Source organism: Comamonadaceae bacterium OTU4NAUVB1 (genome assembly GCA_024372625.1).
GTDB lineage: Bacteria > Pseudomonadota > Gammaproteobacteria > Burkholderiales > Burkholderiaceae_C > Variovorax.
In genome coordinates, this window is the sequence record CP099605.1 from 256,776 (window position 1) to 282,807 (window position 26,032).

At 69.4% G+C, this 26,032-nt stretch carries 21 protein-coding genes; 15 read left to right on the forward strand and 6 right to left on the reverse strand.

Annotated features, from left to right (window positions below):
- Window positions 1-10 precede the first annotated feature (10 nt).
- The 3 genes from NF681_04625 to NF681_04635 are packed head-to-tail and all read left to right on the forward strand — an operon-like array spanning window position 11 to window position 3,566.
- Window positions 11-352: an NAD(P) transhydrogenase subunit alpha gene (locus NF681_04625; protein ID UST54497.1), complete on the forward strand. Its 342-nt coding sequence runs from the start codon at window positions 11-13 to the stop codon at window positions 350-352.
- Window positions 349-1,854 (forward strand): NAD(P)(+) transhydrogenase (Re/Si-specific) subunit beta, encoded by a 1,506-nt coding sequence (locus NF681_04630; protein UST54498.1) that lies wholly within the window; start codon window positions 349-351, stop codon window positions 1,852-1,854. Before NF681_04625 ends, NF681_04630 begins: the two co-directional genes overlap by 4 nt.
- Window positions 1,855-1,889: 35 nt before the next feature.
- Complete coding sequence (locus NF681_04635; protein ID UST54499.1) at window positions 1,890-3,566, forward strand: long-chain-fatty-acid--CoA ligase; 1,677 nt, start codon at window positions 1,890-1,892, stop codon at window positions 3,564-3,566.
- Between the two features lie 3 nt (window positions 3,567-3,569).
- On the opposite strand, the gene corA is transcribed toward NF681_04635, so the two are convergent.
- Window positions 3,570-4,556, reverse strand: a complete 987-nt coding sequence (gene corA, locus NF681_04640; GenBank protein ID UST54500.1) for a magnesium/cobalt transporter CorA — start codon at window positions 4,554-4,556, stop codon at window positions 3,570-3,572.
- A 234-nt stretch (window positions 4,557-4,790) separates the two neighbouring features.
- Here corA and NF681_04645 point away from each other — a divergent pair, with 234 nt between their 5' ends.
- The 4 genes from NF681_04645 to hprK all read left to right on the forward strand — a co-directional run bounded on the left by NF681_04645 (window position 4,791) and on the right by hprK (window position 9,271).
- The gene (locus NF681_04645) at window positions 4,791-6,935 is read left to right on the forward strand and encodes an ATP-dependent helicase (protein ID UST54501.1); all 2,145 of its coding nucleotides are present in this window, start codon (window positions 4,791-4,793) and stop codon (window positions 6,933-6,935) included.
- 463 nt (window positions 6,936-7,398) lie between these two features.
- Complete coding sequence (gene raiA / locus NF681_04650; GenBank protein UST54502.1) at window positions 7,399-7,728, forward strand: ribosome-associated translation inhibitor RaiA; 330 nt, start codon at window positions 7,399-7,401, stop codon at window positions 7,726-7,728.
- A gap of 94 nt (window positions 7,729-7,822) precedes the next feature.
- Complete coding sequence (locus NF681_04655) at window positions 7,823-8,290, forward strand: PTS sugar transporter subunit IIA (protein UST54503.1); 468 nt, start codon at window positions 7,823-7,825, stop codon at window positions 8,288-8,290.
- A 24-nt stretch (window positions 8,291-8,314) separates the two neighbouring features.
- Window positions 8,315-9,271, forward strand: coding sequence for an HPr(Ser) kinase/phosphatase (hprK, locus tag NF681_04660; GenBank protein ID UST54504.1), 957 nt, complete (start codon window positions 8,315-8,317; stop codon window positions 9,269-9,271).
- 66 nt (window positions 9,272-9,337) lie between these two features.
- Here hprK and fur read toward each other — a convergent pair whose 3' ends face one another.
- Entirely contained in the window at window positions 9,338-9,757 is a 420-nt protein-coding gene (fur, locus tag NF681_04665) for a ferric iron uptake transcriptional regulator (GenBank protein UST54505.1), read from the reverse strand.
- A gap of 87 nt (window positions 9,758-9,844) precedes the next feature.
- Here fur and NF681_04670 point away from each other — a divergent pair, with 87 nt between their 5' ends.
- The 4 genes from NF681_04670 (at window position 9,845) to NF681_04685 (ending at window position 12,612) form a co-directional block, all read left to right on the forward strand.
- Entirely contained in the window at window positions 9,845-10,393 is a 549-nt protein-coding gene (locus NF681_04670; GenBank protein UST54506.1) for an outer membrane protein assembly factor BamE, read from the forward strand.
- Window positions 10,394-10,607: 214 nt separating this feature from the next.
- On the forward strand, window positions 10,608-11,372 hold the full coding sequence (gene dapB / locus NF681_04675; protein ID UST55867.1) for a 4-hydroxy-tetrahydrodipicolinate reductase: 765 nt from the start codon (window positions 10,608-10,610) through the stop codon (window positions 11,370-11,372).
- A gap of 20 nt (window positions 11,373-11,392) precedes the next feature.
- Window positions 11,393-12,139 (forward strand): MotA/TolQ/ExbB proton channel family protein, encoded by a 747-nt coding sequence (locus NF681_04680; protein UST54507.1) that lies wholly within the window; start codon window positions 11,393-11,395, stop codon window positions 12,137-12,139.
- A complete protein-coding gene (locus NF681_04685) occupies window positions 12,139-12,612 on the forward strand; it encodes a biopolymer transporter ExbD (GenBank protein UST54508.1) in 474 nt (157 codons plus the stop codon). Before NF681_04680 ends, NF681_04685 begins: the two co-directional genes overlap by 1 nt.
- Window positions 12,613-12,634: 22 nt before the next feature.
- Here the strand turns inward: NF681_04685 and NF681_04690 are convergent, their stop codons facing one another.
- The 4 genes from NF681_04690 to glgX all read right to left on the reverse strand — a co-directional run bounded on the left by NF681_04690 (window position 12,635) and on the right by glgX (window position 20,209).
- A complete protein-coding gene (locus tag NF681_04690) occupies window positions 12,635-15,148 on the reverse strand; it encodes a glycogen/starch/alpha-glucan phosphorylase (GenBank protein UST54509.1) in 2,514 nt (837 codons plus the stop codon).
- Between the two features lie 67 nt (window positions 15,149-15,215).
- Window positions 15,216-16,700, reverse strand: coding sequence for a glycogen synthase GlgA (glgA, locus tag NF681_04695; protein ID UST54510.1), 1,485 nt, complete (start codon window positions 16,698-16,700; stop codon window positions 15,216-15,218).
- Entirely contained in the window at window positions 16,700-18,007 is a 1,308-nt protein-coding gene (glgC, locus tag NF681_04700; protein UST54511.1) for a glucose-1-phosphate adenylyltransferase, read from the reverse strand. Before glgC ends, glgA begins: the two co-directional genes overlap by 1 nt.
- A gap of 90 nt (window positions 18,008-18,097) precedes the next feature.
- Window positions 18,098-20,209 (reverse strand): glycogen debranching protein GlgX, encoded by a 2,112-nt coding sequence (glgX, locus tag NF681_04705; GenBank protein UST54512.1) that lies wholly within the window; start codon window positions 20,207-20,209, stop codon window positions 18,098-18,100.
- Window positions 20,210-20,339: 130 nt separating this feature from the next.
- Between glgX and leuS the strand changes: the two genes are divergently transcribed.
- From leuS to NF681_04725, 4 genes are read left to right on the forward strand one after another with little or no spacing between them, the layout of a single operon-like run.
- Window positions 20,340-22,979 (forward strand): leucine--tRNA ligase, encoded by a 2,640-nt coding sequence (gene leuS / locus NF681_04710; GenBank protein ID UST54513.1) that lies wholly within the window; start codon window positions 20,340-20,342, stop codon window positions 22,977-22,979.
- 32 nt (window positions 22,980-23,011) lie between these two features.
- Complete coding sequence (gene lptE, locus NF681_04715) at window positions 23,012-23,533, forward strand: LPS assembly lipoprotein LptE (GenBank protein ID UST54514.1); 522 nt, start codon at window positions 23,012-23,014, stop codon at window positions 23,531-23,533.
- A 13-nt stretch (window positions 23,534-23,546) separates the two neighbouring features.
- Complete coding sequence (gene holA, locus NF681_04720; protein ID UST54515.1) at window positions 23,547-24,611, forward strand: DNA polymerase III subunit delta; 1,065 nt, start codon at window positions 23,547-23,549, stop codon at window positions 24,609-24,611.
- A gap of 55 nt (window positions 24,612-24,666) precedes the next feature.
- Window positions 24,667-25,962, forward strand: a complete 1,296-nt coding sequence (locus NF681_04725; protein ID UST54516.1) for a glutamate-5-semialdehyde dehydrogenase — start codon at window positions 24,667-24,669, stop codon at window positions 25,960-25,962.
- Window positions 25,963-26,032: the final 70 nt, after the last annotated feature.

The window sequence follows — 26,032 nt, forward strand, 5'->3', positions numbered from 1 at the left end:
GCGAAGCGCCATGGACCCCGTATCCCCCACCGTCATCAACCTGATCATCTTCGTGCTGGCCATCTACGTGGGCTACCACGTGGTGTGGACGGTCACCCCGGCGCTGCACACGCCGCTCATGGCGGTGACCAACGCCATCTCGGCCATCGTCATCGTGGGGGCCATGCTGGCCGCGGCGCTGACGGTCACGCCGCTGGGCAAGACCATGGGCGTGCTGGCCGTGGCGCTGGCGGCGGTCAACGTCTTCGGCGGCTTCCTGGTCACGCGCCGGATGCTGGCGATGTTCAGGAAGAAGGAGCGCAAGGCGCCCGCCGCAGCCGCTGCCGCCGGCGCGAAGGGAGACGCCTCGTGAGCATGAACGTCGTCACGCTGCTCTACCTGGTGGCCAGCGTGTGCTTCATCCAGGCCTTGAAGGGCCTGTCGCATCCCACCACCTCCATCCGCGGCAACCTCTTCGGCATGAGCGGCATGGCCATCGCGGTGGCCACCACCGTCGCGCTCATCCACGGCCAGGCCGCGATGCTCGGGGTGGGCTTCGCCAGCGGCATCGCCTGGGTGCTCGCCGCGCTGGTGATCGGCGGCGGCGCGGGAGCCTTCATGGCCCACAAGGTCGAGATGACCAAGATGCCCGAGCTGGTGGCGTTCATGCACAGCATGATCGGTCTGGCGGCGGTGTTCATCGGGGTGGCGGCGGTGGCCGAGCCCTGGGCCTTCGGCATCACGCCGCCGCCGGTGGCGGCGGTGGCGGCCACGGCCACCACCACCGGCGCGGTGCTGGTGGACGGCGTGCTGCGCTACGCCATCCCCCACGGCAACCGCCTGGAGCTGTTCCTGGGCGCGGCCATCGGCGCGATCACCTTCAGCGGCTCGGTCATCGCCTTCGGCAAGCTCTCGGGCAAGTACCGCTTCCGCCTGTTCCAGGGCGCCCCCGTGGCCTTCAAGGGCCAGCACCTGCTCAACCTCGCGCTCGGGCTGCTGACGGTGGCGCTGGGCCTGGTCTTCGTGGCCACGGAACGCTGGGACGCGTTCTTCGCGATGCTCGCCCTGGCCTTCGTGATGGGGGTGCTCATCATCATCCCGATCGGCGGGGCGGACATGCCGGTGGTGGTCTCGATGCTCAACAGCTACTCGGGCTGGGCGGCCGCGGGCATCGGCTTCTCCCTGAACAACGCCATGCTGATCGTGGCGGGCTCGCTGGTGGGCAGCTCCGGGGCGATCCTCTCCTACATCATGTGCAAGGCGATGAACCGCAGCTTCTTCAACGTCATCCTGGGGGGCTTCGGGGGCGAGGCGGTGACTGCCACGGCCGGTGGCGCGGCGGCGGTGCAGCGCCCGGTCAAGAGCGGCAGCGCCGACGACGCGGCCTTCGTGCTGGCCAACGCCGAGACGGTGGTGATCGTGCCGGGCTACGGGCTGGCCGTGGCGCGCGCGCAGCACGCGGTCAAGGAGCTCGCGGCCAAGCTCACCGACAAGGGCATCACCGTGAAGTACGCCATCCATCCGGTGGCCGGGCGCATGCCCGGGCACATGAACGTGCTGCTGGCCGAGGCCGAGGTGCCCTACGACCAGGTCTTCGAGATGGAGGACATCAACGGCGAGTTCGGCCAGGCCGACGTGGCCATCATCCTGGGCGCCAACGACGTGGTCAACCCGGCCGCGCACACCAAGGGCAGCGCCATCTACGGCATGCCCATCCTGGAGGCCTACAAGGCCAAGACCGTCATTGTTAACAAACGCTCGATGGCCGCGGGCTATGCCGGCCTGGACAATGAGCTCTTCTACATGGACAAGACCCTCATGGTCTTCGGCGATGCCAAGAAGGTCGTCGAGGACATGACCAAGGCCATCGAGTGAAGCACGACACGCCCAGGAACCCAGCCCCCAACGCCATGAACGACCGCCCCTGGCTCGCCAGCTATCCCCCGGGCGTGCCGGCCGACATCGACGTCGGCCGCTACGCCTCGTTGCCGGCCCTGATGGAGGAGAGTTTCTCCACCCATGCCGATCGCATCGCCTACAGCTTCATGGGCCGCGATGCCACCTATGGCGAGGTGGACCGCCTGAGCCGTGCCTTCGCGGCCTACCTGCAGGGACTCGGACTCAACCCCGGCGATCGCGTCGCCGTCATGATGCCCAATTGCACGCAGTACCCGATCGCCGTCGCGGGCATCCTGCGCGCGGGTCTGGTGCTGGTCAACGTCAACCCGCTCTACACCCCGCGCGAGCTCGCCCACCAGCTCAAGGACAGCGGCGCCACGGCGATCGTGATCATGGAGAACTTCGCCGCCACGCTGGCGCAGTGCCTGGACTCGACGTCGGTGAAGCACGTCGTGCGTTGCGCCATGGGCGATCGCCTCGGACTGCTCAAGGGCGCTCTGGTCAATTTCGTGGTGCGCAAGGTGAAGAAGCTGGTGCCGCGCTGGCACCTGCCCGGCGCGGTGACCTTCAACGCCGCGCTCGGGCACGGCGCTCGCGCGACGCTCAGGCCGGTCGCCCTCGGGCCCGACGACATCGCGGCGCTGCAGTACACCGGCGGTACCACCGGCGTCTCCAAGGGCGCGGTGCTGCTGCATCGCAACGTGATCGCCAACGTGCTGCAGTCGGAGGCCTGGAACGCGCCGGTGATGGCGAAGGTGCCCGATGGCGAGCAGCCCACCAGCGTCTGCGCGCTGCCGCTCTATCACATCTTCGCCTTCACGGTGAACATGATGCTGGGCCTTCGAACCGGCGGCAAGGTCATCCTGATCCCCAATCCGCGCGACCTCGCCGCCACGCTGAAGGAACTGTCCAAGCACACGTTCCACAGCTTTCCGGCCGTCAACACGCTCTTCAACGGACTCGCCAACCACCCGGATTTCGGCACCGTGAACTGGAAGAACCTGAAGGTGTCGGTCGGCGGCGGCATGGCGGTCCAGGGCGCGGTCGCCAGGCTCTGGCTGGAGAAGACCGGCTGCCCGATCTGCGAGGGCTACGGGCTGTCCGAAACCTCGCCGTCGGTGAGCTGCAACCCGACCACCAGCGCCGCCTACACCGGCACCATCGGCGTGCCGCTGCCCGGCACCTGGATGACCCTGCTGGACGACGAGGGCCGTCCCTCCGCGCCCGGAGAGGCCGGCGAGATCGCGATCAAGGGGCCGCAGGTGATGGCCGGCTACTGGCAGCGCCCCGACGAGACCGCGAAGGTCATGACGGCCGACGGCTGGTTCAAGTCCGGGGACGTCGGCCGCGTCGACGAGCGGGGTTTCTTCCGCATCGTTGACCGCAAGAAGGACATGATCCTGGTGTCGGGATTCAACGTCTATCCCAACGAGATCGAGGACGTGGTCGCCCAGATGCCGGGCGTGCTCGAATGCGCGGCGGTCGGCATCGCCGACGAGAAGACGGGCGAGGCCGTCAAGCTGGTGATCGTGAGGAAGAGCGCTGACCTCACGGAAGCCCAGGTGCGGACCTTCTGCAAGGAGAACCTCACGGGCTACAAGCGACCTGCGCGCATCGAGTTCCGTGCCGACATGCCCAAGACGCCGGTCGGCAAGATCCTGCGACGCGAGCTGCGCGACAAGGCCTGAAGGCTACTTCAACCAGCCACGCCGGCGGAAGTACCACATCGGTCCGAGCGCGCTCGCCACCATCAGCGCGATCGCGTAGCCGTAGCCGAAGGTCCAGTCGAGTTCGGGCATGAACTTGAAGTTCATGCCGTAGACGCTCGCGATCAGCGTGGGCGGCAGCAGCGCCACGCTGGCCACCGAGAAGATCTTGATGGTCTTGTTCTGGTTGATGTTGATGAAGCCGACCGTCGCGTCCATCAGGAAGTTGATCTTGTCGAACAGGAAGGCGGTGTGGTTGTCCAGCGACTCGATGTCGCGCAGGATCTGGCGCGCCTCCTCGAACTGGTCGGCATTGAGCATGCGGCTGCGCATCATGAAGCTCACCGCGCGGCGCGTGTCCATCACGTTGCGGCGGATGCGTCCGTTCAGGTCTTCCTGACGCGCGATGGCGCCGAGGACCTCGCCGGCGAGTTCGTCGCTGACGTTGCCGGCCAGCACCTTCTTGCCGACGACCTCCAGTTCGTCGTAGATGTTCTCCAGCGTGTCGGCCGAGTATTCCGCGTCGGCGTCGAGCAGCTTGAGCAGCACCTCCTTGGCGTCCTCGATGAGTCCCGGCGCGCGCCGCGCGCGCATGCGCAGCAGTCGGAACACCGGCACGTCCTCGTCGTGGATGGAGAACAGCACGCCACGGCTGCGCAGCTCGGCGTTGTGCTGGTTGAGGATGAAGGCCACGCGCACGGAGCGCGGGTTCTCGTCGTCGTCGATCAGGAAGTCGCTGCGGATGTGCAGCTCGCCGTTGTCTTCCTCGTAGAAGCGGGCGGACTCCTCGATGTCCTCGTCCATCGCATCCTCGGGGATGGACAGGCCGTAGTACTGCTTGATCCAGCGCTTCTCCTCGAGCGTCGGCGATTCGAGGTCGACCCAGATGGGCTGGAACTGGGACAGCTCCTCGAGGGCCTCGATCTCTTCCTGGACCAGGCGCCCGTTGGCGAGCGTGAAGATGTTGAGCATGGGCTCACTCCCGTGAAAATTCTGACGATGGGCGAGGGGGTGGGACGCTTCCGATTCCCTCGCCGATGGCGTTCAGGCGGGAGTCGAAAGCTGTCGAGACGGACAGCTTTCCAAGTCGATATCTCCGGTTGAAGCGACGCGCGATTATGGCATCGGCCCCCGGCATTTACCCGTAGAGACGCCGCGTCCCGGACCCCGTTCGTTCTGGATGGACATCCAGTAAAGTCGAGTCCGATGCCCACCGCCGCGACCGTCCCAGCCCCCGCGCCTTCCACGTCGGCCGAGCGCCTCGCCCAGGCGTTGTCGACCCTCAACGAAGCCCAGCGCGCGGCGGTCGAACACGGCTGGGCACCGGGTGGGGCGGGCGCCGCGGATGCGCGTCCGCTGCTCGTGATCGCCGGCGCCGGATCGGGCAAGACCAGCACCCTGGCGCATCGCGTCGCCGGCCTGATCGCCCGCGGCACCGATCCACGGCGCATCCTGCTGCTGACCTTCTCGCGCCGCGCGGCCCAGGAGATGGCGCGCCGCGCCGGCCAGGTTGCCGCGCGCGTGCTGGGACTGCGCGACGAGGCCACGCCCGTGCTGCCGTGGGCCGGCACCTTCCACGGCATCGGCGCGCGGCTGCTGCGCGAACACGCCGTTCAGATCGGCCTGGACGAGGACTTCACCATCCACGACCGCGGCGATGCCGAGGACCTCATGGGACTGGTGCGCCACGACCTGGGCCTGTCGGCCACCACCCGGCGTTTTCCGCGGAAGGGAACCTGCCTCTCGATCTACTCGCGCGCGGTCAACACGTGCATGCCGCTCGGCCACGTGCTGGCGGAGGCATTCCCGTGGTGCGGCGAATGGCAGGACGAGTTCCGGCGGCTGTTCGCGGCCTATGTGGAGGCGAAGCAGCATCAGCATGCGCTCGACTACGACGACCTGCTGCTCTACTGGGCCGGCATGGTGGCCGAGCCCGCGCTCGCGGCGCAGGTCGCAGCGCGCTTCGACCACGTGCTGGTCGACGAGTACCAGGACACCAACCGGCTGCAGGCCTCGATCCTGCTCGGCCTCAAGCCCGACGGGCAGGGCCTCACGGTGGTCGGCGACGACGCGCAGTCGATCTATTCGTTCCGTGGCGCGACGGTGCGCAACATCCTCGATTTCCCCGCTCAGTTCTCGCGTCCTTCGCCCGAGGGGCCGCAGCCGGTGGAGACGCGCATCGTCACGCTGGAGCGCAACTACCGCTCGACGCAGCCGATCCTCGACGTCTCCAACGCCGTCATCGCCGCCGCGGCCGAACGGCATGCCAAGACCCTGTGGACCGACAAGGCCTCGGCCGGCCGGCCCCAGCTCGTGCTGGTCCCGGACGAAGCGCAGCAGGCGCAGTGGGTGGCCGACCGCGTGCTGGCGCATCGCGAGGGCGGGCTGGCACTGAAGTCCCAGGCGGTCCTGTTCCGCACCTCCTCCCACAGCGCGGCACTCGAGCTGGAACTGGCGCGACGCAACATCCCGTTCGTCAAGTACGGCGGACTCAAGTTCCTCGAGGCGGCGCACGTCAAGGATGTGCTGGCCGTGCTGCGTTTCGCCCAGAACCCGCGCGGCCGCATGGCGGGATTCCGTGTCACGCAGCTCATCCCCGGCATCGGCCCGGCCACCTCGGCGCGGCTGCTCGACGCGATGGACGCCGCGACCGACCCCGGCGCCGCCGTGCAGGCGTTCGTGCCGCCTTCCACGGCGAAAGTGGAATGGGCGCGGTTCGCGCAGGCGTATGCCGCGCTGCGTCGACCGGATCTGGCATGGCCGGGCGACATGGACATCGCCGTGCGCTGGTACCTGCCGCACCTGGAGCGCCTGCACGACGATGCCGCCGTCCGGCGCGGCGATGTCGAGCAACTCGCCCGGCTGGCCGTGGGCCACGGTTCGCGCGAGCGTTTCCTGACCGAACTCACCCTCGACCCGCCAGAGGCCACCAGCGACCGGCCCGGCCCGCCGCTGCTCGACGAGGACTACCTGATCCTGTCGACCATCCATTCGGCCAAAGGCCAGGAATGGACGTCGGTGCACGTGCTCAACGCCGTCGACGGCTGTCTACCGGCCGACATGGCGCAGGGCGCGCACGAACTCGAAGAGGAGCGGCGACTGCTCTACGTGGCCATGACCCGGGCCAGGGACCACCTCCATGTCCTGGTGCCGCAACGCTTCTACGTCACGCAGCAGGCGGTGCGCGGCGAGCGCCACCTGTATGCCGCCCGCACCCGCTTCATCACCGAGGCCGATGCCGACCGGTTCGAGCGCGTGACCTGGCCAGCGGCCCCGCCGCGAGGTCCCGCCGTGCCACCACCGGCCGCCATCATCGACCTGCTGGGCCGCATGCGAGCCGCCTGGCGCTGAAACGCAGGCACGGTCGCCGGACGGGCGCACGGGCATCGCGCCCGGCATCGGTATCGGCAATGGCGTTGGCCTTGTCCGCAGGAGGGTCGAAGCCTTCGCTTCGGGCCGTGAACTTTTTTATTAATGTCTTCCGCAGGCGGCGACCCCTGGCGCTGCCTTGCTATGAATTGAAGAGCGGCCGATGCCGCGCGACGAGTCGCTTCCGGGGGGCTGTCTCCAGGCGGTTGCAATGCCTGCGCACCTTGGGCATAGTGAATCCGTCCTCTCCGACTCGTGACCTCGTTCCGATTCGACGAAGGCCGAACACACACCCATTTCCCTTTCCGATCACCCGTCGCTCCCGCTTCCTCCCGTCCCCCATCGCCGCAAAGTCCGCCTTTTCCCCACTCCTTTTTCGCCGGCTGGCGCCTTCATCCCGAAGCGCCGGTCATTTCCCCAACCGTCAATTCCAGGAGGTCATTTCATGAATTTGACGATCAGCGGTCATCACCTCGACGTTTCTCCCGCCTTGCGCAACTACGTCACCACCAAGCTCGACCGGATCACCCGGCATTTCGACCAGGTGGTCGATGTCAAGGTGATCCTCACGGTGGAAAACCAGAAGGAAAAGGAACGACGCCAGAAGGCGGAGTGCAACATCCATGTCAAGGGCAACGACATGTTCGCGGAGTCGAGTCACGCTGATCTCTATGCCGCCGTGGACGACCTCGTCGACAAGCTCGACCGCCAGGTCGTCAAGCACAAGGACCGACTGCAGGACCACCATCATCAGGCGCCCAAGCGCGTGATGTAAACCCTCATTCGGGCAAATCCCGTTGCGGGCCACCTTCGGGTGGCCTTGGCTTTTTGGGAGGCGGGTGCATAATCGCCCCCGCCCCGACCTCACCATGAACCGCCTCGCGTCCATCCTGCCGCCCGCTCAAGTCCTCGTGAGCGTCGACGCCACGAGCAAAAAACGTGCTTTCGAAGAAGCTGGCCTGCTGTTCGAGAACCTCCACGGCCTCGCGCGGGCGCTCATCACCGACAGTCTGTTCGCACGCGAACGCCTGGGCTCGACCGGACTCGGCCATGGCGTGGCGATTCCGCATGGGCGCATCAAGGGCCTCAAGTCACCGATGGCTTCGGTGTTCCGGCTGGCCGATCCGATCGGCTTCGATGCCCCCGACGAACAACCGGTGGTGTTGCTGATCTTTCTGCTGGTGCCCGAGGCCGCGACGCAGAAGCATCTGGAAATCCTTTCGGAGATCGCGGAACTCCTCAGTGACGCGAGTCTGCGCGAGCAGATCAAGTCGAGCACCGACGCTCAGGCACTGCACGCCCTGATCGCCGGCTGGCAATCCGCTCAGGTGGCCTGAACCGCCTGCTCGTCGCACCCGCGCATGAAACCGACGGTGATCAGCGCGGATGCGATGTTCGAGGAATTCCGCGCATCGCTGCGCTGGGAGTGGCTGGCCGGACTGGGCGCGTCGGAGCGTCAGTTCGACCCCGATGTCATCAGTCGCGCGCAATCCGCCGCCGATCTGGTGGGCTATCTCAACTACATCCATCCCTACCGGGTGCAGATCCTGGGCACCCGCGAAGTCGCCTACCTGACCCGTGGCAGTCCGGAAGACTGCGCCCGGCGCGTCGCACGCATCGTGATGCTGGAGCCTCCGATGCTCGTTCTGGCCGATGGCCAGACCGCTCCCGATGAACTGCTCGCCATCTGCGAACGCGCTCAGCTGCCGCTGTTCGCGACGCGCGAGAGTTCGGCGTTCGTGATCGACCTGCTGCGTGCCTACCTGTCCAAGCATTTCGCCGAGCGCACGTCAATGCACGGCGTGTTCATGGACATCCTGGGGCTGGGCGTGATGATCACCGGCGAATCGGGTCTGGGCAAAAGCGAACTCGGTCTGGAGTTGATCTCGCGCGGCAACGGACTGGTGGCCGACGATGCGATCGACCTGTTTCGCATCAATCAGAACACCATCGAGGGCCGTTGCCCGGAATTGCTGCAGAACCTGCTGGAGGTGCGCGGCATCGGTCTGCTGGACATACGCGCGATCTTTGGCGAGACGGCCGTGCGGCGAAAGATGCGACTCAAGCTGATCGTCCACCTCGTGCGACGCGACAGCTTCGAACGCGACTACGAGCGCATGCCGGCCGCGCCGCTGACCCAGGACGTCCTGGGCATCCCTGTGCGCAAGGTCATCATCCAGGTGGTCGCGGGACGCAACATCGCCGTGCTGGTGGAAGCAGCCGTGCGCAATTCGATCCTGCAATTGCGTGGCATCGACACCTACGCCGATTTCGTCGCGCGCCATCAGCGCGCGATGGAAAGCAGCGCCGATACCTGAGGACTCGCGCCGCATCTGCGCAGCGGTGCGCGTCGGTCGGCGAAGCTCGCCGAAGGCGAGGCGAGGTCAGCGCTTCTGGGTGCAGTCCGCGCACAGGCCGTAGAGCGACATCGCATGGTCCTGCAGGATCCAGCCCTTGTCCTTGGCGACGAGTTGCTGGCGGCTTTCGATCTCCGCGTCGTAGAACTCCTCGACCTTGCCGCATGACGTGCAGATCAGGTGGTCGTGGTGCGAGCCCTCGTTGAGTTCGTAGACCGCCTTGCCACTTTCGAAATGGCTGCGCTCCAGAATGCCGGCCTGCTCGAACTGCGTCAGCACGCGGTACACGGTCGCCAGACCGATGTCCGAGTGCTCGTTGAGCAGCACGCGGAACACATCCTCGGCGGTCATGTGCCGCTGGCTGGTGGTCTGGAAGATCTGAAGGATCTTCAGTCGGGGCAGCGTGGCCTTCAGGCCGGTGCTCTTGAGTTCGTCGATGTTGCCCATGGTCTTTTCCTGCGCCTGCCCTGCAGGGATGAGCCTCCGAAGGGCAGCCGTTACAATCGTCCGATCATATCGTTCGATCCTCCATTCATGCTTGTCAATCTCCAAGGCCGTCTGTGGCCGATGGCTGCGGTCGCGGTGGCGGGCTGGTCGCTGAGCGGCTGTGGCAGCGTCACCGATCGCACGCGGGACGCGCTGGTCGCCGTGACACCGTACAAGGTCGAGGTGGTGCAAGGCAATTTCGTCTCCAAGGAGCAGGTCGAGTTGCTCAAGCCGGGCCTGTCGCGCCAGCAGGTGCGGGAGATTCTGGGTACGTCGCTGCTGACCGACGTGTTCCATGCCGATCGCTGGGACTATGTCTTCACCATCCGGCGCCAGGGTGTCGAGCCGCAACAGCGACGTCTCACGGTGTTCTTCAAGGGCGAGCTGCTCGACAGGTACCAGGGCGACGTCATGCCCAGCGAACAGGAGTTCGTCGCCACCCTCGACACCCGTCGCCGCATCGGCAAGGTGCCCGTGCTCGAGGCCTCCGAGGCGCAACTCGACAAGGTGGCGCCGGTTAAGTCCACGCCGTTGCCGGCCAACGCGCCCGCTCCGTTGGCGCCCTTGCCGGCCAGTTACCCACCACTGGAGCGCTGACGCGCACGGTCGGGCGGTCGCTCCGTGCCGGTCGTCCTGCAGGCAGGGTCCCATCCGGTCTGCGCGAGGAAGCCGGCCGCGATGCCCGAACCGGCCTCGCACTCCTTGAATTGAAGGCTTGTTCAAAGTGACCGCATTCACCGCTTCTTCCGACGATGCCTCGCCATCCCTCGCCCTCCCACGCCGCGTCGCGATCGCGGGGGCGTCCGGCCGCATGGGCCACATGCTGATCGAAGCCGTGCGCGATGCCGGGGATTGTTCCCTGGCGGGCGCGCTCGACGTGGCCGGCAGCGCCGCGATCGGTGACGACGCCGGAGCTTTCCTGGGCTTCGACAGCGGGGTGCGGATCGCGTCCGATCTGCGCGCCGGGCTGCAGGGCGCGCAGGTGCTGATCGACTTCACGCGTCCCGAGGGCACGCTCGCCCACCTGGCCGTGTGTCGTGAACTGGGCGTTCAGGCGGTCATCGGCACCACTGGTTTCAGCGATGCGCAGAAAGCCGAGATCGCCGACATCGCGAAGGACATCGCCATCGTGATGGCGCCCAACATGAGCGTGGGCGTCAATGTCACGCTCAAGCTGCTGGAGATGGCGGCCAGGGCGCTTTCGACCGGCTACGACATCGAAATCGTCGAGGCGCACCACCGCCACAAGGTCGACGCGCCCTCTGGCACCGCGCTGAAGATGGGCGAAGTGATCGCCGAGGCGCTCGGGCGCGACCTCAAGGACTGTGCCGTGTATGGGCGCGAAGGCGTGACCGGTGAGCGCGACCCGTCGTCGATCGGATTCGCCACCATCCGCGGCGGCGACATCGTCGGTGACCACACGGTGCTGTTCGCCGGCACCGGCGAGCGCATCGAGATCACGCACAAGTCGGCCAGCCGCGCGACCTACGCCCAGGGCAGCCTGCGCGCGGTGCGCTTCCTGGCGACGCGCGAGGCGGGCCTGTTCGACATGTTCGACGTGCTGGGCCTGCGCTAGGCGCACGAGGCGATCCGGCCATGACGGTGCTGCAACTGCTCGGGCACGGCGATGCCGTCAGCCGCGCGGTGGCGGCGCTGCTGCTGGCGATGTCGGTGGCCAGCTGGGTGGCGATCCTCTGGAAGGGCTGGCTGCTGCGCGCCGGCACGCGGGGAGTGATGCGCAGCATCGCGGCGTTCTGGCAGGCCCCCTCGCTCGCCGAAGCCGAGCGCGGCCTGAATGTCTTCGACGGTCCAGGCTGGGTGCTGCCGACGGTGACAGCGTTGAAGGAACTCGCCGGAACATGGCCGCCATCGTCCCGGGACGACCATCCCGCGCAACGCGCGGCCCCGGACGGTCCCGGGACCCTCGGTGCGGCCGGTGGTCGCGATCAGCGGCTGACGCGCGTGCTGCGCGATGCGCTGCACGGGGTCCTGCGCCGCCTTCAGGGCGGGCAGATCCTGCTGGCGACGGTCGGGGCCACGGCGCCTTTCGTCGGTCTGCTCGGCACGGTCTGGGGGATCCGAGGGGCTCTGGCCGGCCTGTCCGACGCCGGGGGCTTCACCATCGACCGCGTCGCCGGGCCGGTGGGCGAGGCGCTGGTCATGACGGCGTTCGGCCTGGCGGTGGCGCTGCCGGCCGTGCTGGCCTACAACGTGTTCGGCCGCGTCATCGCCCGCATCGAGGCCGAACTCGAAGGCTTCGCGCACGACCTCCTGGGCGTCTTCGGCGAGCCGCGGCCGGCCCTGGCGCCGCTGCCGCCCGCACGGCCGATGCCGGTGGCCTGATGGCTTTCGGTCGTGGTGGCCTCACCGCCGGCGGCGCCGTGCCGGGCGGCCGCTCGACCGGCGCGGGCGGCCAGCGCCCGCTCTGCGACATCAACGTGACGCCGCTGGTGGACGTGATGCTGGTGCTGGTCGTGATCTTCATCGTCACCGCGCCGCTGATGGCCACCGCGATCCGCGTCGATCTGCCGCGCGCCGACGCCGGCCGTGCCGCCACCCGGGCGGCCCGGCCCGTGCGGTTGTCGGTGGACGCACGCAGCGCGCTGTTCCTCGACGACCAGCCGGTCGACGAAGCCATGCTGTCCGCGCGCCTGGCGGCCCTCGCCGCCACCGCGCCCGACACCGAAGTGGAGTTGCGCGCCGACCGCGCCATTCCCTATGGCCGGATCGTCGAGCTCATGGGGATCGCCGGGCGTGCCGGCCTCACCCGCATCGGCTTCGTCGCCGATGCGCCGACCGCCGGCCCCGCCCGCTGACCGGCGTCGGGCGGCCGCCCGATCAGCTCAGCACCACGGGCCTGGTGTTCCAGATCTCGTGCGCGTACTGCGCGATCGTGCGGTCGGACGAGAAGGCGCCCATGCCCGCCACGTTCAGGATCGCCATGCGCGTCCACGCGTCGGCATCGCGGTAGAGCGTGTCGACCTTGTCCTGCATCGCCACATAGCTCGCGTAGTCCGCCAGCAGCAGGTACTGGTCGCCCCAGTTGACCAGCGTGTCGAAGATGCCCTGGTAGCGCGCGGGCTCTCCCGGCGAGAAGGCGCCGTCGCGGATCGAGTCCAGCACCTCCTTGAGTTCCGGGTTGGACTCGTAGAAGTGACGCGGCTGGTAGCCCTGGGCGCGGATGTCGGCCACCTGCGGCGTGGTGTTGCCGAAGATGAAGATGTTCTCGTCTCCGACGTTCTCCTTCATCTCGACGTTCGCGCCGTCGAGCGTGCCGATGGTCAGCGCGCCATTGAGGGCGAACTTCATGTTGCCGGTGCCGGAGGCTTCGGTGCCGGCGGTGGAGATCTGTTCGGAGAGGTCGGCCGCCGGCATGATGATCTCGGCCAGGCTGACGCTGTAGTTGGGCAGGAACACCACCTTGAGCAGCTTGCCCACGCGCGGGTCGTTGTTGACCACGGCCGCGACGTCGTTGATGAGCCGGATCACGAGCTTGGCCGCGTGATAGGCCGAGGCCGCCTTGCCGGCGAACACCACCACGCGCGGCACCACGTCGGCCGGCTGGCCGGCGTCGTGGGCGGCGACGATGCGGCGGTAGCGCGCGATCACGTGCAGCACGTTCAGGAGCTGGCGCTTGTATTCGTGGATGCGCTTGACCTGCACGTCGAACATCGCGTCGGTGTCCACCACCAGGCCCATGTGCTGCTCGATCCAGTTGGCCAGGCGCAGCTTGTTCTCGCGCTTGGCGTGACGGAAGGCGCGGATGAAGGGCGCCTGCTGGGCCATCGGGCGCAGGGCCTGCAGCTGCGTGAGGTCGCGGCGCCAGCCGCGGCCGATGCGCTGGTCGAGCAGGGCGGCCAGGGGCGGGTTGGCCTGCGCCAGCCAGCGCCGGGGCGTGACGCCATTGGTCTTGTTGTTGAAGCGCTCGGGAAAGAGGCGATAGAAGTCCGCGAAGATCGATTGCGTCATGAGCTCCGAATGCAGCCCGGAGACGCCGTTGATCGAGTGGCTCGCCAGCACCGCCACGTAGGCCATGCGCACGCGGCGCTCGCCGGTCTCGTCGATCAGCGACAGGCGGCGCAGCAGCTCGACGTCGTTGCCGAGCTTCTCGGTCACCGAGCCGAGGAAGCGCGAATTCAGGTCGTACAGGATCTGCAGGTGGCGCGGCAGGATGCGTCCCATCATCTCCACCGGCCAGGTCTCCAGCGCCTCGTGCATGAGGGTGTGGTTGGTGTAGCTGAAGACCTTCTGCGTCTGGGCCCAGGCGCTGTCCCAGTCGAGCCCGTGCTCGTCGAGCAGCAGGCGCATGAGTTCGGGCACCGCCAGCACCGGGTGGGTGTCGTTCAGGTGGATGCTGACCTGGTTGGACAGGGCGTCGAAGGTGTCGTGGTTGCGCAGGTAGCGGCGCAGCAGGTCCTGCACGCTGGCGCTGACGAAGAAGTACTCCTGGTGCAGGCGCAGCTCGCGTCCCGAGGGCGTGGAATCGTCCGGGTAGAGCACCCGCGAGACGTTCTCCGAGTGATTCTTGCTTTCCACGGCCTGCATGTAGTTGCCGCGGTTGAAGGCCGACAGGTCGATCTCCTCGGTCGCGCGCGCCGACCACAGGCGCAGCGTGTTGGTCGCCTGCGTGCCGTAGCCCGGGATGATGGTGTCGTAGGCCATGGCCAGCACGTCGTGCGTGTCGACCCAGTCGGCCGCGCCGAAGGGCTCGTTCTGCGAGCTGGGCGGCTGGCCCTCGCGCTGCGGTCCGGCGCGGCGCTGGACGCGGCCGCCGAAACGCACGCGGTAGGTGACCTCGGGCCGCTGGAACTCCCACGGGTTGCCGCGCGTGAGCCAGTAGTCGGGCGTCTCTACCTGCTGGCCGTCGACGATCTTCTGGCGGAACATGCCGTATTCGTAGCGGATGCCGTAGCCGAAGCCCGGCACGCCCAGCGTGGCCATCGAATCCAGGAAGCAGGCCGCCAGCCGGCCCAGGCCGCCGTTGCCCAGCGCCGCGTCGGGCTCGCGCTCGGCCAGCTCCGCCATGTCGACGCCGAAGTCCGCCAGCGCCTGCTTCACCGTGGCCTGCAGGTCCAGCGCGAGCAGGGCGTTGGTGAAGGTGCGCCCGATGAGGAACTCCATCGAAAGGTAGTAGACCCGCTTGAGCTCCTGGTCGTAGCTCGCGCGCGTGGTCGCCATCCAGCGCTCGACCAGCTGGTCGCGCACGGCCAGCGCGGTGGCGTTGAGCCAGTCGTCGGGGCTCGCGGTCACCGGGTCCTTGCCCACGGCGTAGATGAGCTTGTTCGCCACGGCGCGCTTGAAGGCGGCGACGTCGCGGTCGGGATGGTCGTAGGCGAAGTCTTTGATCGTCATGGGGGAACTCGTCGTTGGGGAAAGTCGGGTCGGTGGGTTGAGGGCAAAAGGTGACGGCGACTCGTCCTCAAGCCGCCAGGGCCTGACGGTAGACGTCGGCGTACCGCGCCGCGGGGCCGGCCCAGTCGGCGCTGCGGCGCATGGCGGCGGCGCGCACGCGGCGCCAGTCGGCCGGCCGCTCGTACAGGGCGAAGGCGCGGCGCACGGCGGCGGCGTAGCGGCCGCCGTCGAAGCCGTCGAAGACGAAGCCGGTGGCGCTGCCGTCGGCCATGTTCTCCAGCGTGCAGTCGGCCACCGTGTCGGCCAGGCCGCCGACGCGGTGCACCAGCGGCAGGCAGCCGTAGCGCAGGCCGTACATCTGGGTCAGGCCGCACGGCTCGAACATCGAGGGCACCAGGGTCACGTCGCCGGCGCCGAAGAGCAGGTGGGCGAAGCGCTCGTCGTAGCCGATGGTCGCGCTCACCGAGCGCGGCGCGGCGGCGGCGCGCGCGACGAAGGCGTGCTCCAGCGCGGCGTCGCCGCTGCCTAGCACGGCGAGCTGGCCACCGCGCGCGATCAGGGCGTCGAGTCCGTCGAGCACCAGCGGCTGGCCCTTCTGCGGGGTGAGGCGGCTGACCATCACGAACAGCGGCACGTCGGGGTCGACGGCCAGACCGAGCGAGGCCTGCAGCGCCGCCTTGCAAAGCGCCTTGCCGGCCGGGCGGCGCACGTCGTAGCGGTGGGGGATCAGGGCGTCGGTGGCCGGATTCCAGACCGCGTCGTCGACGCCGTTCAGGATGCCCGTGAGCGCGCCGGCGCGGTCGCGCAGCAGGCCGTCGAGCCCGCAGCCCTGTTCGGACGTCTGGATCTCGCGCGCGTAGGTCGGGCTCACGGTGGTGAGGCGGTCGGCATAGAACAGGCCGGCCTTCATGAAGGAGAGCTGGCCGTGGAACTCGACGCCGCGGACGTCGAAGGCCTCGCGCGGCAGGCCCAGGCCGTCCAGTGCCCAGGGCGGGAACACGCCCTGGTAGGCCAGGTTGTGCACGGTGAAGACGCCGGCCGCGCGCGGCACGCCCGGCGTGGCCGGCGCGAGCGCCATGTACGCGGGCGCGAGGCCGGCGTGCCAGTCGTGAGCGTGCACCACCTCGGGGCGCCACGCCGTGTCCAGACCCTGCGCCAGAAGCGCCGCCGCCCAGCCCAGGAGCGCGAAGCGGCGGTGGTTGTCGCCGTAGGGCTGACGCGACGCGTCCTCGTAGGGATTGCCCGGCCGGTCGTAGAGCGCGGGCGCGTCGATGACGTAGGCGGCGACGGTCGTCGCGGCGGCCCCGGCCGGGGCGGGCGCGATGCCGATGCGGCCGAACCGCAGCACGGCGCGCTCGCCCCAGGGCGCCTGGAACGTCGCCACCTCGACCGCGTCGCTCACGCCCGCCACGATCGCCGGAAAGCCCGGCAGCAGCACGCGCACGTCCTCTCCGGCCGCGCCGAGCGCCAGCGGCAGGGCGCCCGTGACATCGGCCAGCCCGCCGGTCTTGAGCAGCGGGAACAGTTCGGCGCTGACTTGCAGGATCCGCATCAGGCCGGCGCCTTCTCGAGGGCGGCGAGCATGTCGCGCGTGACGAGCACCACGCCCGTCTCGGTGCGCTCGAAGCGCGCCGCGTCGGCCTCGGCGTCCTCGCCGACGACCATGCCCGCCGGGATCGCGCAGCCCCGGTCGACCACCACCTTGCGCAGCCGCGCGCCGCGGCCGACTTCCACGTCGGGCAGCAGCACGGCCTGGCCGATGTCGCAGAACGAATGGATCCGCACGCCCGAGAACAGCACCGAGTCCTTCACCTTGGAGCCCGAGACGATGCAGCCGCCCGAGACGATGGTGTTGACCGTCGTGCCGTTGTTGCCGTCGAGGTCGACGACGAACTTCGCCGGCGGCAGTTGGCGCTGGTAGGTCCAGATGGGCCAGTCGGTGTCATAGATGTCGAGTTCCGGGGTGACGGAGGCGAGGTCGAGGTTGGCGGCCCAGAATGCATCGATCGTGCCCACGTCGCGCCAGTAGGCCTGGGTCTGCGGCCCGCGCGGGCCGCGCGTGACGCACGACATGCCGAACGGATGCGCCAGCGCGCGGCCGGCGGCCACGGCGCGCGGGATGATGTCCTTGCCGAAGTCGTGATCCGAGTCCGGATTGGCCGCGTCCTCCTCCAGCAGCTGATAGAGGTAGTTGGAGTCGAACACGTAGATGCCCATGCTCGCGAGCGCGACGTCGGGGTGGCCGGGCATGGCCGGCGGGTCGGCCGGCTTCTCCAGGAAGGCGGTGACCTTGCGGTCCGCGTCGATGGCCATGACGCCGAAGGCGGTGGCCTCCATGCGCGGCACCTCGATGCAGCCGACGGTGCAGCCCAGGCCGCGCTCGGCATGGTCCTTCACCATGATGGAGTAGTCCATCTTGTAGATGTGGTCGCCGGCCAGCACCACGACGTAGTCGTGCAGCGTCGAGCGGGTCTGGATGATGTCGAGGTTCTGGAACACGGCATCGGCCGTGCCCCGGTACCAGTGCTCGTCGCCGGTGCGCTGCTGCGCGGGCAGCACGTCGACCATCTCGTTGAGTTCGGCGCGCAGGAAGCTCCAGCCGCGCTGCAGGTGGCGCATGAGCGAGTGCGACTTGTACTGCGTGACCACCGCCATGCGCCGGATGCCGGAGTTCAGGCAGTTCGACAGCGCGAAGTCGATGATGCGGAACTTGCCGCCGAAGTACACCGCCGGCTTGGCACGCCGGTCGGTCAGCTGCTTGAGCCGCGAACCGCGCCCGCCCGCGAGCACGAGGGCGATGGTGCGCCGCACCAGCTGGTGCGACTGGAGCGGCGTGGCCGGATTGCGTGGTGAGTCCATGGGGTTGTCTCCTGGGATGGGAATGTCCGTGCCGTCGCGAAAGTTCGCCCGCCGGTGCCGTCGTGTTGTTCTGTGACTCCCTGACCGTGGTCACGCCAGCGTAGCACCGGCGCCGGGGTCCGAAGCCCCGCAGGCGAGCCAGAGGCAGCCGGCCTGCAGTTTCCAGAACCCGGTCCGCGCGGCCGCCGGCGTCGCCGGCCCGTCCGGCGGGGCATCGCTGGCGAACCGGCACCGCCAACGGCCCGGCGGCAGGTCGAATTCAACCGCCTCCGGACCGGCGTTCACCAGCACGAGCCATGCCACCTCCGAAGGCGGCGCGTCGAACAGGATCGCCAGCGCGTGGCGACCGCGGCGCAGCCAGTCCTCGGGCCGCATGTCCGTGCCGTCCGGCGCGAGCCAGCGCAGGACATGGGCGCCACCGGGCTCGTCCGCCGCCGGTGGCGCCGCCGGCCACCAGGCGCCGCTGCGCAGCGGCGCGGCCTCGCGACGCAGGGCCAGCAGCTGCGCGACGCAGCGCTGCAGGCCGATGTCGGCGTGCGCCCAGTCGAGCCAGCTGGTCGCGTTGTCCTGGCAATAGGCATTGTTGTTGCCACCCTGGGTGTGGCCGATCTCGTCGCCGGCCAGCAGCATCGGCGTGCCCTGCGACAGCAGCAGGGCGGCGAGCAGCGTGCGCTGCAGCCGGGCGCGCCGCGCGCGCACGGCGGGGTCCGTCGTCTCCCCCTCGACCCCGCAGTTGCGGCTGAGGTTGTGGCTGCTGCCGTCGCGGTTGCCTTCGCCGTTGGCGAGGTTGTGGCGTGCCTCGTAACTCACCACGTCGCGCAGGGTGAAGCCGTCGTGCGCGGTGACGAAGTTGACGCTGGCCGTCGGCGCGCGGCGGTCGTGCTGGAACTCGCCGCTGGAGCCCGCGAACCGGTGCGCGAACTCGCCCAGGCCGGTGCCGTGGTCGAGCCAGAAGCCGCGCTGGGCATCACGGAAGCGGTCGTTCCATTCCAGCCAGCCCGGCGGGAAGCCTCCCAGCCGGTAGCCGCCGGAGCCGATGTCCCAGGGCTCGGCCACGAGCAGCGCGCGCGCGAGCACCGGGTCCTGCGCGACGGCGGCCAGGAACGGCGCGCGCGGATCGAAGTCGCCGCCGGCACGCCGCGCCAGCACCGGCGCCAGGTCGAAGCGGAAGCCGTCGACGCCCAGTGCCTGCACCCAGTGGCGCAGGCTGTCGGTGGCCAGCTGCACGACGCGCGGTTCGGTGAAATCCAGGCAGTTGCCGCAGCCCGTCCAGTTCTCGTAGCGGGCGCGGTCGTCGGGCCGCAGGTGGTAGTAGAGCGCGTTGTCGATGCCGCGCAGCGACAGCGTCGGGCCGTCCTCGTCGGTCTCGGCGCTGTGGTTGTAGACGACGTCGACGAGCAGTTCCATGCCGCGCGCGTGCACGGCGGCGGCCAGGGCGCGGAACTCGCTCGCCGGCGTGGTGCCGGGGCGCCCGCTCCAGTAGCGCGACTCCGGGGCGAACCAGCCGATGGTGCTGTAGCCCCAGTGGTTGGACAGGCCCGCCTTCAGCAGGCGCGCCTCGTCGGCGCGGTGCTGCACCGGCATCAGGCTGAGCGTGGTGACGCCCAGGCGCTGGAAGTGGTCGAGCACGACCGGCTCGGCCAGCCCGGCGTAGGTGCCGCCCAGCGCCTCGGGCACGCGCGGATGGCGCATGGTCTGGTTGCGCACGTGGAGCTCGCAGATCACGCGGTTCGTCGCGGCGACGCGCGGGCGTGCCTCGATCGGCGGGGGCCGGGCGCCGGGCGCCAGGGGCGCCTCGACGCGGGCCTTGAGCGCGACGGCGGCGTTGTCGCGCGGATCGCGCTGCGCCGGGCGGCCCGGCACGTGGCCCAGGAACAGGTCGCCGCCGTCGTAGCGCCCGACGATCTCGCGCGCGTACGGGTCGAGCAGCACCTTGGCGGGGTTGAAGCGCGCGCCCTCGTGCGGCGCCCAGCGGCCGTGCACCCGCCAGCCGTAGACCAGGCCCGGGGCGGCGCCGGCCAGGTGGCCGTGCCAGACGCCGTCGGTGCAGGCCGGCAGCCACAGGCGTCGCGTCTCGACGCGCCCGGCGGCATCGAACAGGCAGAGTTCGACGTTCGTGGCGCCGGGCGCGGCGAGCGCGAAATCGACGCCGGCGGGGCCGGCCGTGGCGCCCAAGGGAAAGGGCCGTCCTTCGGTGAGCATGGGAGATCGATGGCGGCAGAAGAGGGAGGGAACGCGTTCTCGGCGAGGGTCGGGCCTGACTGTAGGGGCGTTGACCGCGATAATCCATTCTCCCCGGCCGACCGAGCGCCGGGCCGTTGCCAGAACCCCCATGAATCCCAGCTACAAGCCCTCCGAAGTCGAAGCCAGCGCCCAGCGGCAATGGACCGCCGCCGACGCCTACCGCGTGACCGAGGACGCCTCCCGGAAGAAGTACTACGCCTGCTCGATGCTGCCCTACCCCAGCGGCAAGCTGCACATGGGCCACGTGCGCAACTACACCATCAACGACATGCTCGCGCGCTACCTGCGCATGTCGGGCTACAACGTGCTCATGCCCATGGGCTGGGACGCCTTCGGCCTGCCGGCGGAGAACGCGGCGCTGAAGAACGGCGTGCCGCCGGCGAAGTGGACGCACGAGAACATCGACTACATGCGCGGCCAGCTGCAGGCGATGGGCTTGGCGATCGACTGGAGCCGCGAGATCGCCACCTGCGATCCGAGCTACTACAAGTGGAACCAGTGGCTGTTCCTGAAGATGCTCGAGAAGGGCATCGCCTACCGCAAGACCCAGGTCGTGAACTGGGACCCGGTCGACCAGACCGTGCTGGCCAACGAGCAGGTGATCGACGGCAAGGGCTGGCGCACCGGCGCCACCGTCGAGCGCCGCGAGATCCCCGGCTACTACCTGAAGATCAGCGACTACGCCGAGGAGCTGCTCGATCACACCCAGCACAAGCTGCCGGGCTGGCCCGAGCGCGTCAAGCTGATGCAGGAGAACTGGATCGGCAAGAGCGAGGGCGTGCGCTTCGCCTTCACGCACGACATCCGGGGCGAGGGCGGCCGGTTGATCCAGGACGGCCGCCTGTACGTCTTCACGACGCGCGCCGACACCATCATGGGCGCGACCTTCTGCGCGGTCGCACCCGAGCATCCGCTGGCGCTGCACGCCGCCAGGACCGATCCGGAGGTCGCCGCCTTCCTCGAGGAATGCAAGGGCGGCGGCACCACCGAGGCCGAGCTCGCCACGCAGGAGAAGAAGGGCGTGGCGACCGGCCTCACCGTCACGCATCCGATCACCGAGGAGCAGGTGCCGGTCTGGGTCGGCAACTACGTGCTCATGGGCTATGGCGACGGCGCCGTCATGGGCGTGCCCGCGCACGACGAGCGCGACTTCGCCTTCGCCAACCGCTACGGCATCGAGATCGTGCAGGTCGTGCTGGTCGACCACGAGCCGCACTTCGACTACCACCGGTGGCAGGACTGGTACGGCGACAAGGCGCGAGGCGTGACCATCAACTCCGACAACTTCAGCGGCATGCACTTCAAGGAGGCCGTGGCCGCCGTGGCGCACACGCTGGCGCAGAAGGGCCTGGGGGAGATGCAGACCACGTGGCGCCTGCGCGACTGGGGCGTGAGCCGCCAGCGTTACTGGGGCACGCCCATTCCCATCATCCATTGCGACGAGCACGGCGCCGTGCCGGTGCCCGAGGCCGACCTGCCGGTCGTGCTGCCCACCGACTGCGTGCCCGACGGCTCGGGCAACCCGCTGCACAAGCACGAAGGCTTCCACGCCGGCGTGGTGTGCCCGGTGTGCGGCAAGCCCGCGCGCCGCGAGACCGACACGATGGACACCTTCGTCGACTCGTCGTGGTACTTCATGCGCTACTGCGACCCCAGGAACGACCAGGCCATGGTCGGCGAAGGCGCGCGCTACTGGATGCCGATGGACCAGTACATCGGCGGCATCGAGCACGCCATCCTGCACCTGCTCTACGCGCGGTTCTGGACCAAGGTGATGCGCGACCTCGGCCTGGTGACGGTCGACGAGCCCTTCGCCAAGCTGCTGACGCAGGGCATGGTGCTCAACCACATCTACTACCGGCGCGGCCCGTCGGGCGGCAAGGACTACTTCCCGCCGCTCGAAGTGACGCCGGTGCTCGACGCCCAGGGCCGCATCGCCGGCGGCACGCTGGCCGACGGCTCGGCGGTCGAGTACGGCGGCATCGGCAAGATGGGCAAGAGCGAGCGCAACGGCGTCGACCCGCAGGACCTGATCGAGAAGTACGGCGCCGACACCGCCCGGCTCTACACCATGTTCACCGCGCCGCCGGAGGCCACGCTGGAATGGAACGACGCGGCGGTCGAGGGCAGCTACCGCTTCCTGAGGCGGGTCTGGAACTTCGGTGCCGCGCAGCAGGCCGCCCGCGCCGCCGCCGGGGTGCCGGGGACGCCGGCGGCGTTCGGCAAGGCCGCGCAGGCGCTGCGCCGCGAAGTCCACATCGTGCTGCGCCAGGTCGACTACGACTACCAGCGCATGCAATACAACACCGTCGTCTCGGGCGCGATGAAGCTGCTCAACGCGCTGGAGTCGTTCAAGCCCACCGGCGAGCCGGGCGACGCGGTGGCGCTGCGCGAAGGCTTCGGCATCCTGCTGCGCGTGCTCTATCCGGCCACGCCGCACATCGCCCAGCAGCTCTGGAACGAACTGGGCTACGCGGGCGATCACGGCGACCTGCTCGACGCGCCCTGGCCGGTGGTCGACGTGGACGCCCTGGTCCAGGACGAGATCGAGCTGATGCTGCAGGTCAACGGCAAGCTGCGCGGCGCGTTGCGCGTGCCCGCCGGCGCGTCCAGGGAGGAGATCGAGGCCGTGGCGCGCGCCAGCGAGGCCCTGGCCCTGCACGCGGCGGGCGCCGTGCCCAAGCGCGTGATCGTGGTGCCCGGGCGTCTCGTCAACGTGGTCCTGTGAGACGCGCGACCCCCACCGACTCCCTCATCCCGATGACGACGACACACCCCGCTTTCCCTTCGCGCCGCGGCGCGCTCGCCCTGCTGGGCGCCCCGGTCCTGGCCGCCGGCCTCGCGGGCTGCGGCTTCGCGCTGCGCAAGGCGCCGATCTTCGCCTTCAAGACGCTGTCGGTGGCCGGCAATACGGCCTTCATCAACTACCTGCGCCGCCTCTTCGTCGCCGCCGGCACGGTCACGCTGCTGCCGCCCGAGCGTGCGAACGAGGCCGAGGCGATCCTGGCGATCCTGGGCGAGGGCCGCGAGCGCCGGGTGCTGTCGACCAACTCGGTCGGCGAGGTGCGCGAGCTGCAGCTGCGCCTGCGGGTGCGCTTCCGGCTCTACACGCCCGCCGGCAAGGAGCTGCAGGCCGACGAGATCATCCAGCAGCGCGACCTGACCTACAACGAGACCTCCGCGCTGGCCAAGGAAGGCGAGGCCGAACTGCTGTTCCGCGACATGCAGAACGACATCGCCCAGCAGCTCCTGCGGCGGCTCGCGGCGGTCAAGGAACTGTAGGCGGACGCGTCCGATGCAGCTGAACCCGGCGCAGTTGCCGTCGCACCTGGCCAAGGGCCTGCGTTCGCTCTACGCGATCCACGGCGACGAGCCGCTGCTCTCCCAGGAGGCGGCCGACGCCATCCGCGGCTCGGCCCGCGAGCGCGGCTACACCGAGCGCACCTCGCACACCGTCGCCGGCGCCCACTTCGACTGGAGCGCGGTGCTGGCCGCCGGCGGCTCGCTCAGCCTGTTCGCCGACCGTCAGGTGGTGGAGATCCGGATCCCCTCGGGCAAACCCGGCAAGGATGGCAGCGCCGCCCTGCAGCAGATCGCCGAGGCCGCCGACGGCAACGACACCACGCTCACGCTGGTGCTGCTGCCGCGCCTGGACAAGGCCACGCGCAGCGGCGCCTGGTTCGCGGCGCTGGAAGGCCACGGCGTCACGCTGCAGGTCGATCCGGTGGACCGCGCCGCGCTGCCGCAGTGGATCGCCCAGCGCCTGGCGCGGCAGGGCCAGCGCGTGAAGCCCGGCGAGGAAGGCCAGCGCACGCTGCAGTTCTTCGCCGACCGCGTGGAGGGCAACCTGCTGGCCGCGCACCAGGAGATCCAGAAGCTCGCACTGCTGCATCCGGCCGGCGAGCTGGCCTGGGAGCAGGTCGAGGGCGCGGTCAACAACGTCGCGCGCTACGACGTCTTCAAGCTCTCCGAGGCGGTGCTCGCCGGCCAGCCACTGCGCGTGGCGCGCATGCTCGACGGCCTGCGCGCCGAGGGCGAGGCCGAGGTTCTGGTGCATTACGCGCTGGCCGAGGACATCCGCGCCCTCAAACGCGTGCGCGACGCCCTCTCGGCCGGCCGGCCGCTGCCCATGGCGCTGCGCGAGAACCGCATCTGGGGCGCGCGCGAACGGGCCTTCGAGCGCGTGCTGCCGCGCCTGGACGACCGCGCCCTGGCCCGGCTGCTGCGCGCCGCGCACGTCGTCGACGGCATCGTCAAGGGACTGCGGCAGCCGGACTGGCCGGTGGGCGGGTGGCCCGCCCTGCAGCGCCTGGCATTGATGCTGTGCCGCGCCTGCATGGCCGCGCCGGCGACCGACTGAGCCGGCGCCACGCGGGCGGTCGGGTCCCGCGCGCCGGCAATGGGAAAATGCCGGCATGAACGCCTTCAACCCGAACGAATCCATGCAGGCCCTGGGCTCCCAGGCCAAGGCCGCGTCGGCCCTGATGGCCAAGGCCAGCGCCGCCGTCCGCAACACCGCCCTGCGGGCCCTGGCCCGCCGCCTGCGCGAGGCCGGCCCCGGGCTGGCCGAGGCCAACGCCCGCGACATCGAGCGTGCCGTCGCCGCCGGGCTCGCCGCGCCCATGGTCGACCGCCTGAAGCTCACGCCGCCGGTGGTCGAGACGGTGGCCCTGGGCTGCGAGCAGCTCGCCGCCATGCCCGACGTCATCGGCGAGATCATCGGCCTGAAGCAGCAGCCCAGCGGCATCCGGGTGGGCCAGATGCGCGTGCCCATCGGGGTCTTCGGCATGATCTACGAGAGCCGGCCGAACGTGACCATCGAGGCCGCGAGCCTGGCCATCAAGAGCGGGAACGCGGCCATCCTGCGCGGCGGCTCGGAAGCCATCGAGTCGAACAAGGCGCTGGCGCGGCTGGTCGGCGAGGCGCTGGAGGAGGCCGGCCTGCCGGTCGACGCCGTGCAGCTGGTGCGCACCACCGACCGCGAGGCCGTCGGCCAGCTCGTCGCCATGCCGCAGTTCGTCGACGTGATCATCCCGCGCGGCGGCAAGGGGCTGATCGAGCGCATCAGCCGCGAGGCCAAGGTGCCGGTCATCAAGCACCTGGACGGCAACTGCCACGTCTACGTCGACGACACGGCGCCTCTGGACATGGCCGTGCGGGTGGTCGACAACGCCAAGACGCAGAAGTACAGCCCGTGCAACGCCGCCGAGGGCCTGCTCGTGGCGGCCTCGGTGGCCGAGGTGTTCCTGCCGGAGATCGCCGCCGTGTTCGCGGCCAAGGGCGTGGAGATGCGCTGCGACCCGGCCGCGGCGGCCATCCTGCGCGCCGACGGCGCCGCCCTGGCCGCCTCGGCGCGGATCGTCGACGCGGTGGAGGCGGACTGGTCGGAGGAATACCTCGCGGCCGTCATCAGCATCAAGGTGGTGGCCGGGCTGGACGAGGCGATCGCCCATATCAACCGCTATTCGAGCCACCACACGGACGCCATCGTCACGCGCGACCACGTCAACGCCCAGCGTTTCCTGCGCGAGGTCGACTCCGCCAGCGTGATGGTCAACGCCAGCACCCGCTTCGCGGACGGCTTCGAATATGGATTGGGCGCGGAAATCGGCATCAGCACCGACAAGTTTCATGCGCGTGGTCCGGTCGGGATCGAAGGGCTGACTTCGTTGAAATACGTGGTGCTCGGACAGGGCGAGGTTCGCGGCTGACGGGTGCGGGCGATGGGCTCGCGACAGGGCGCGATCGCCGTCGGCCCGCCCGGCCGTGCGTTGCGAATCG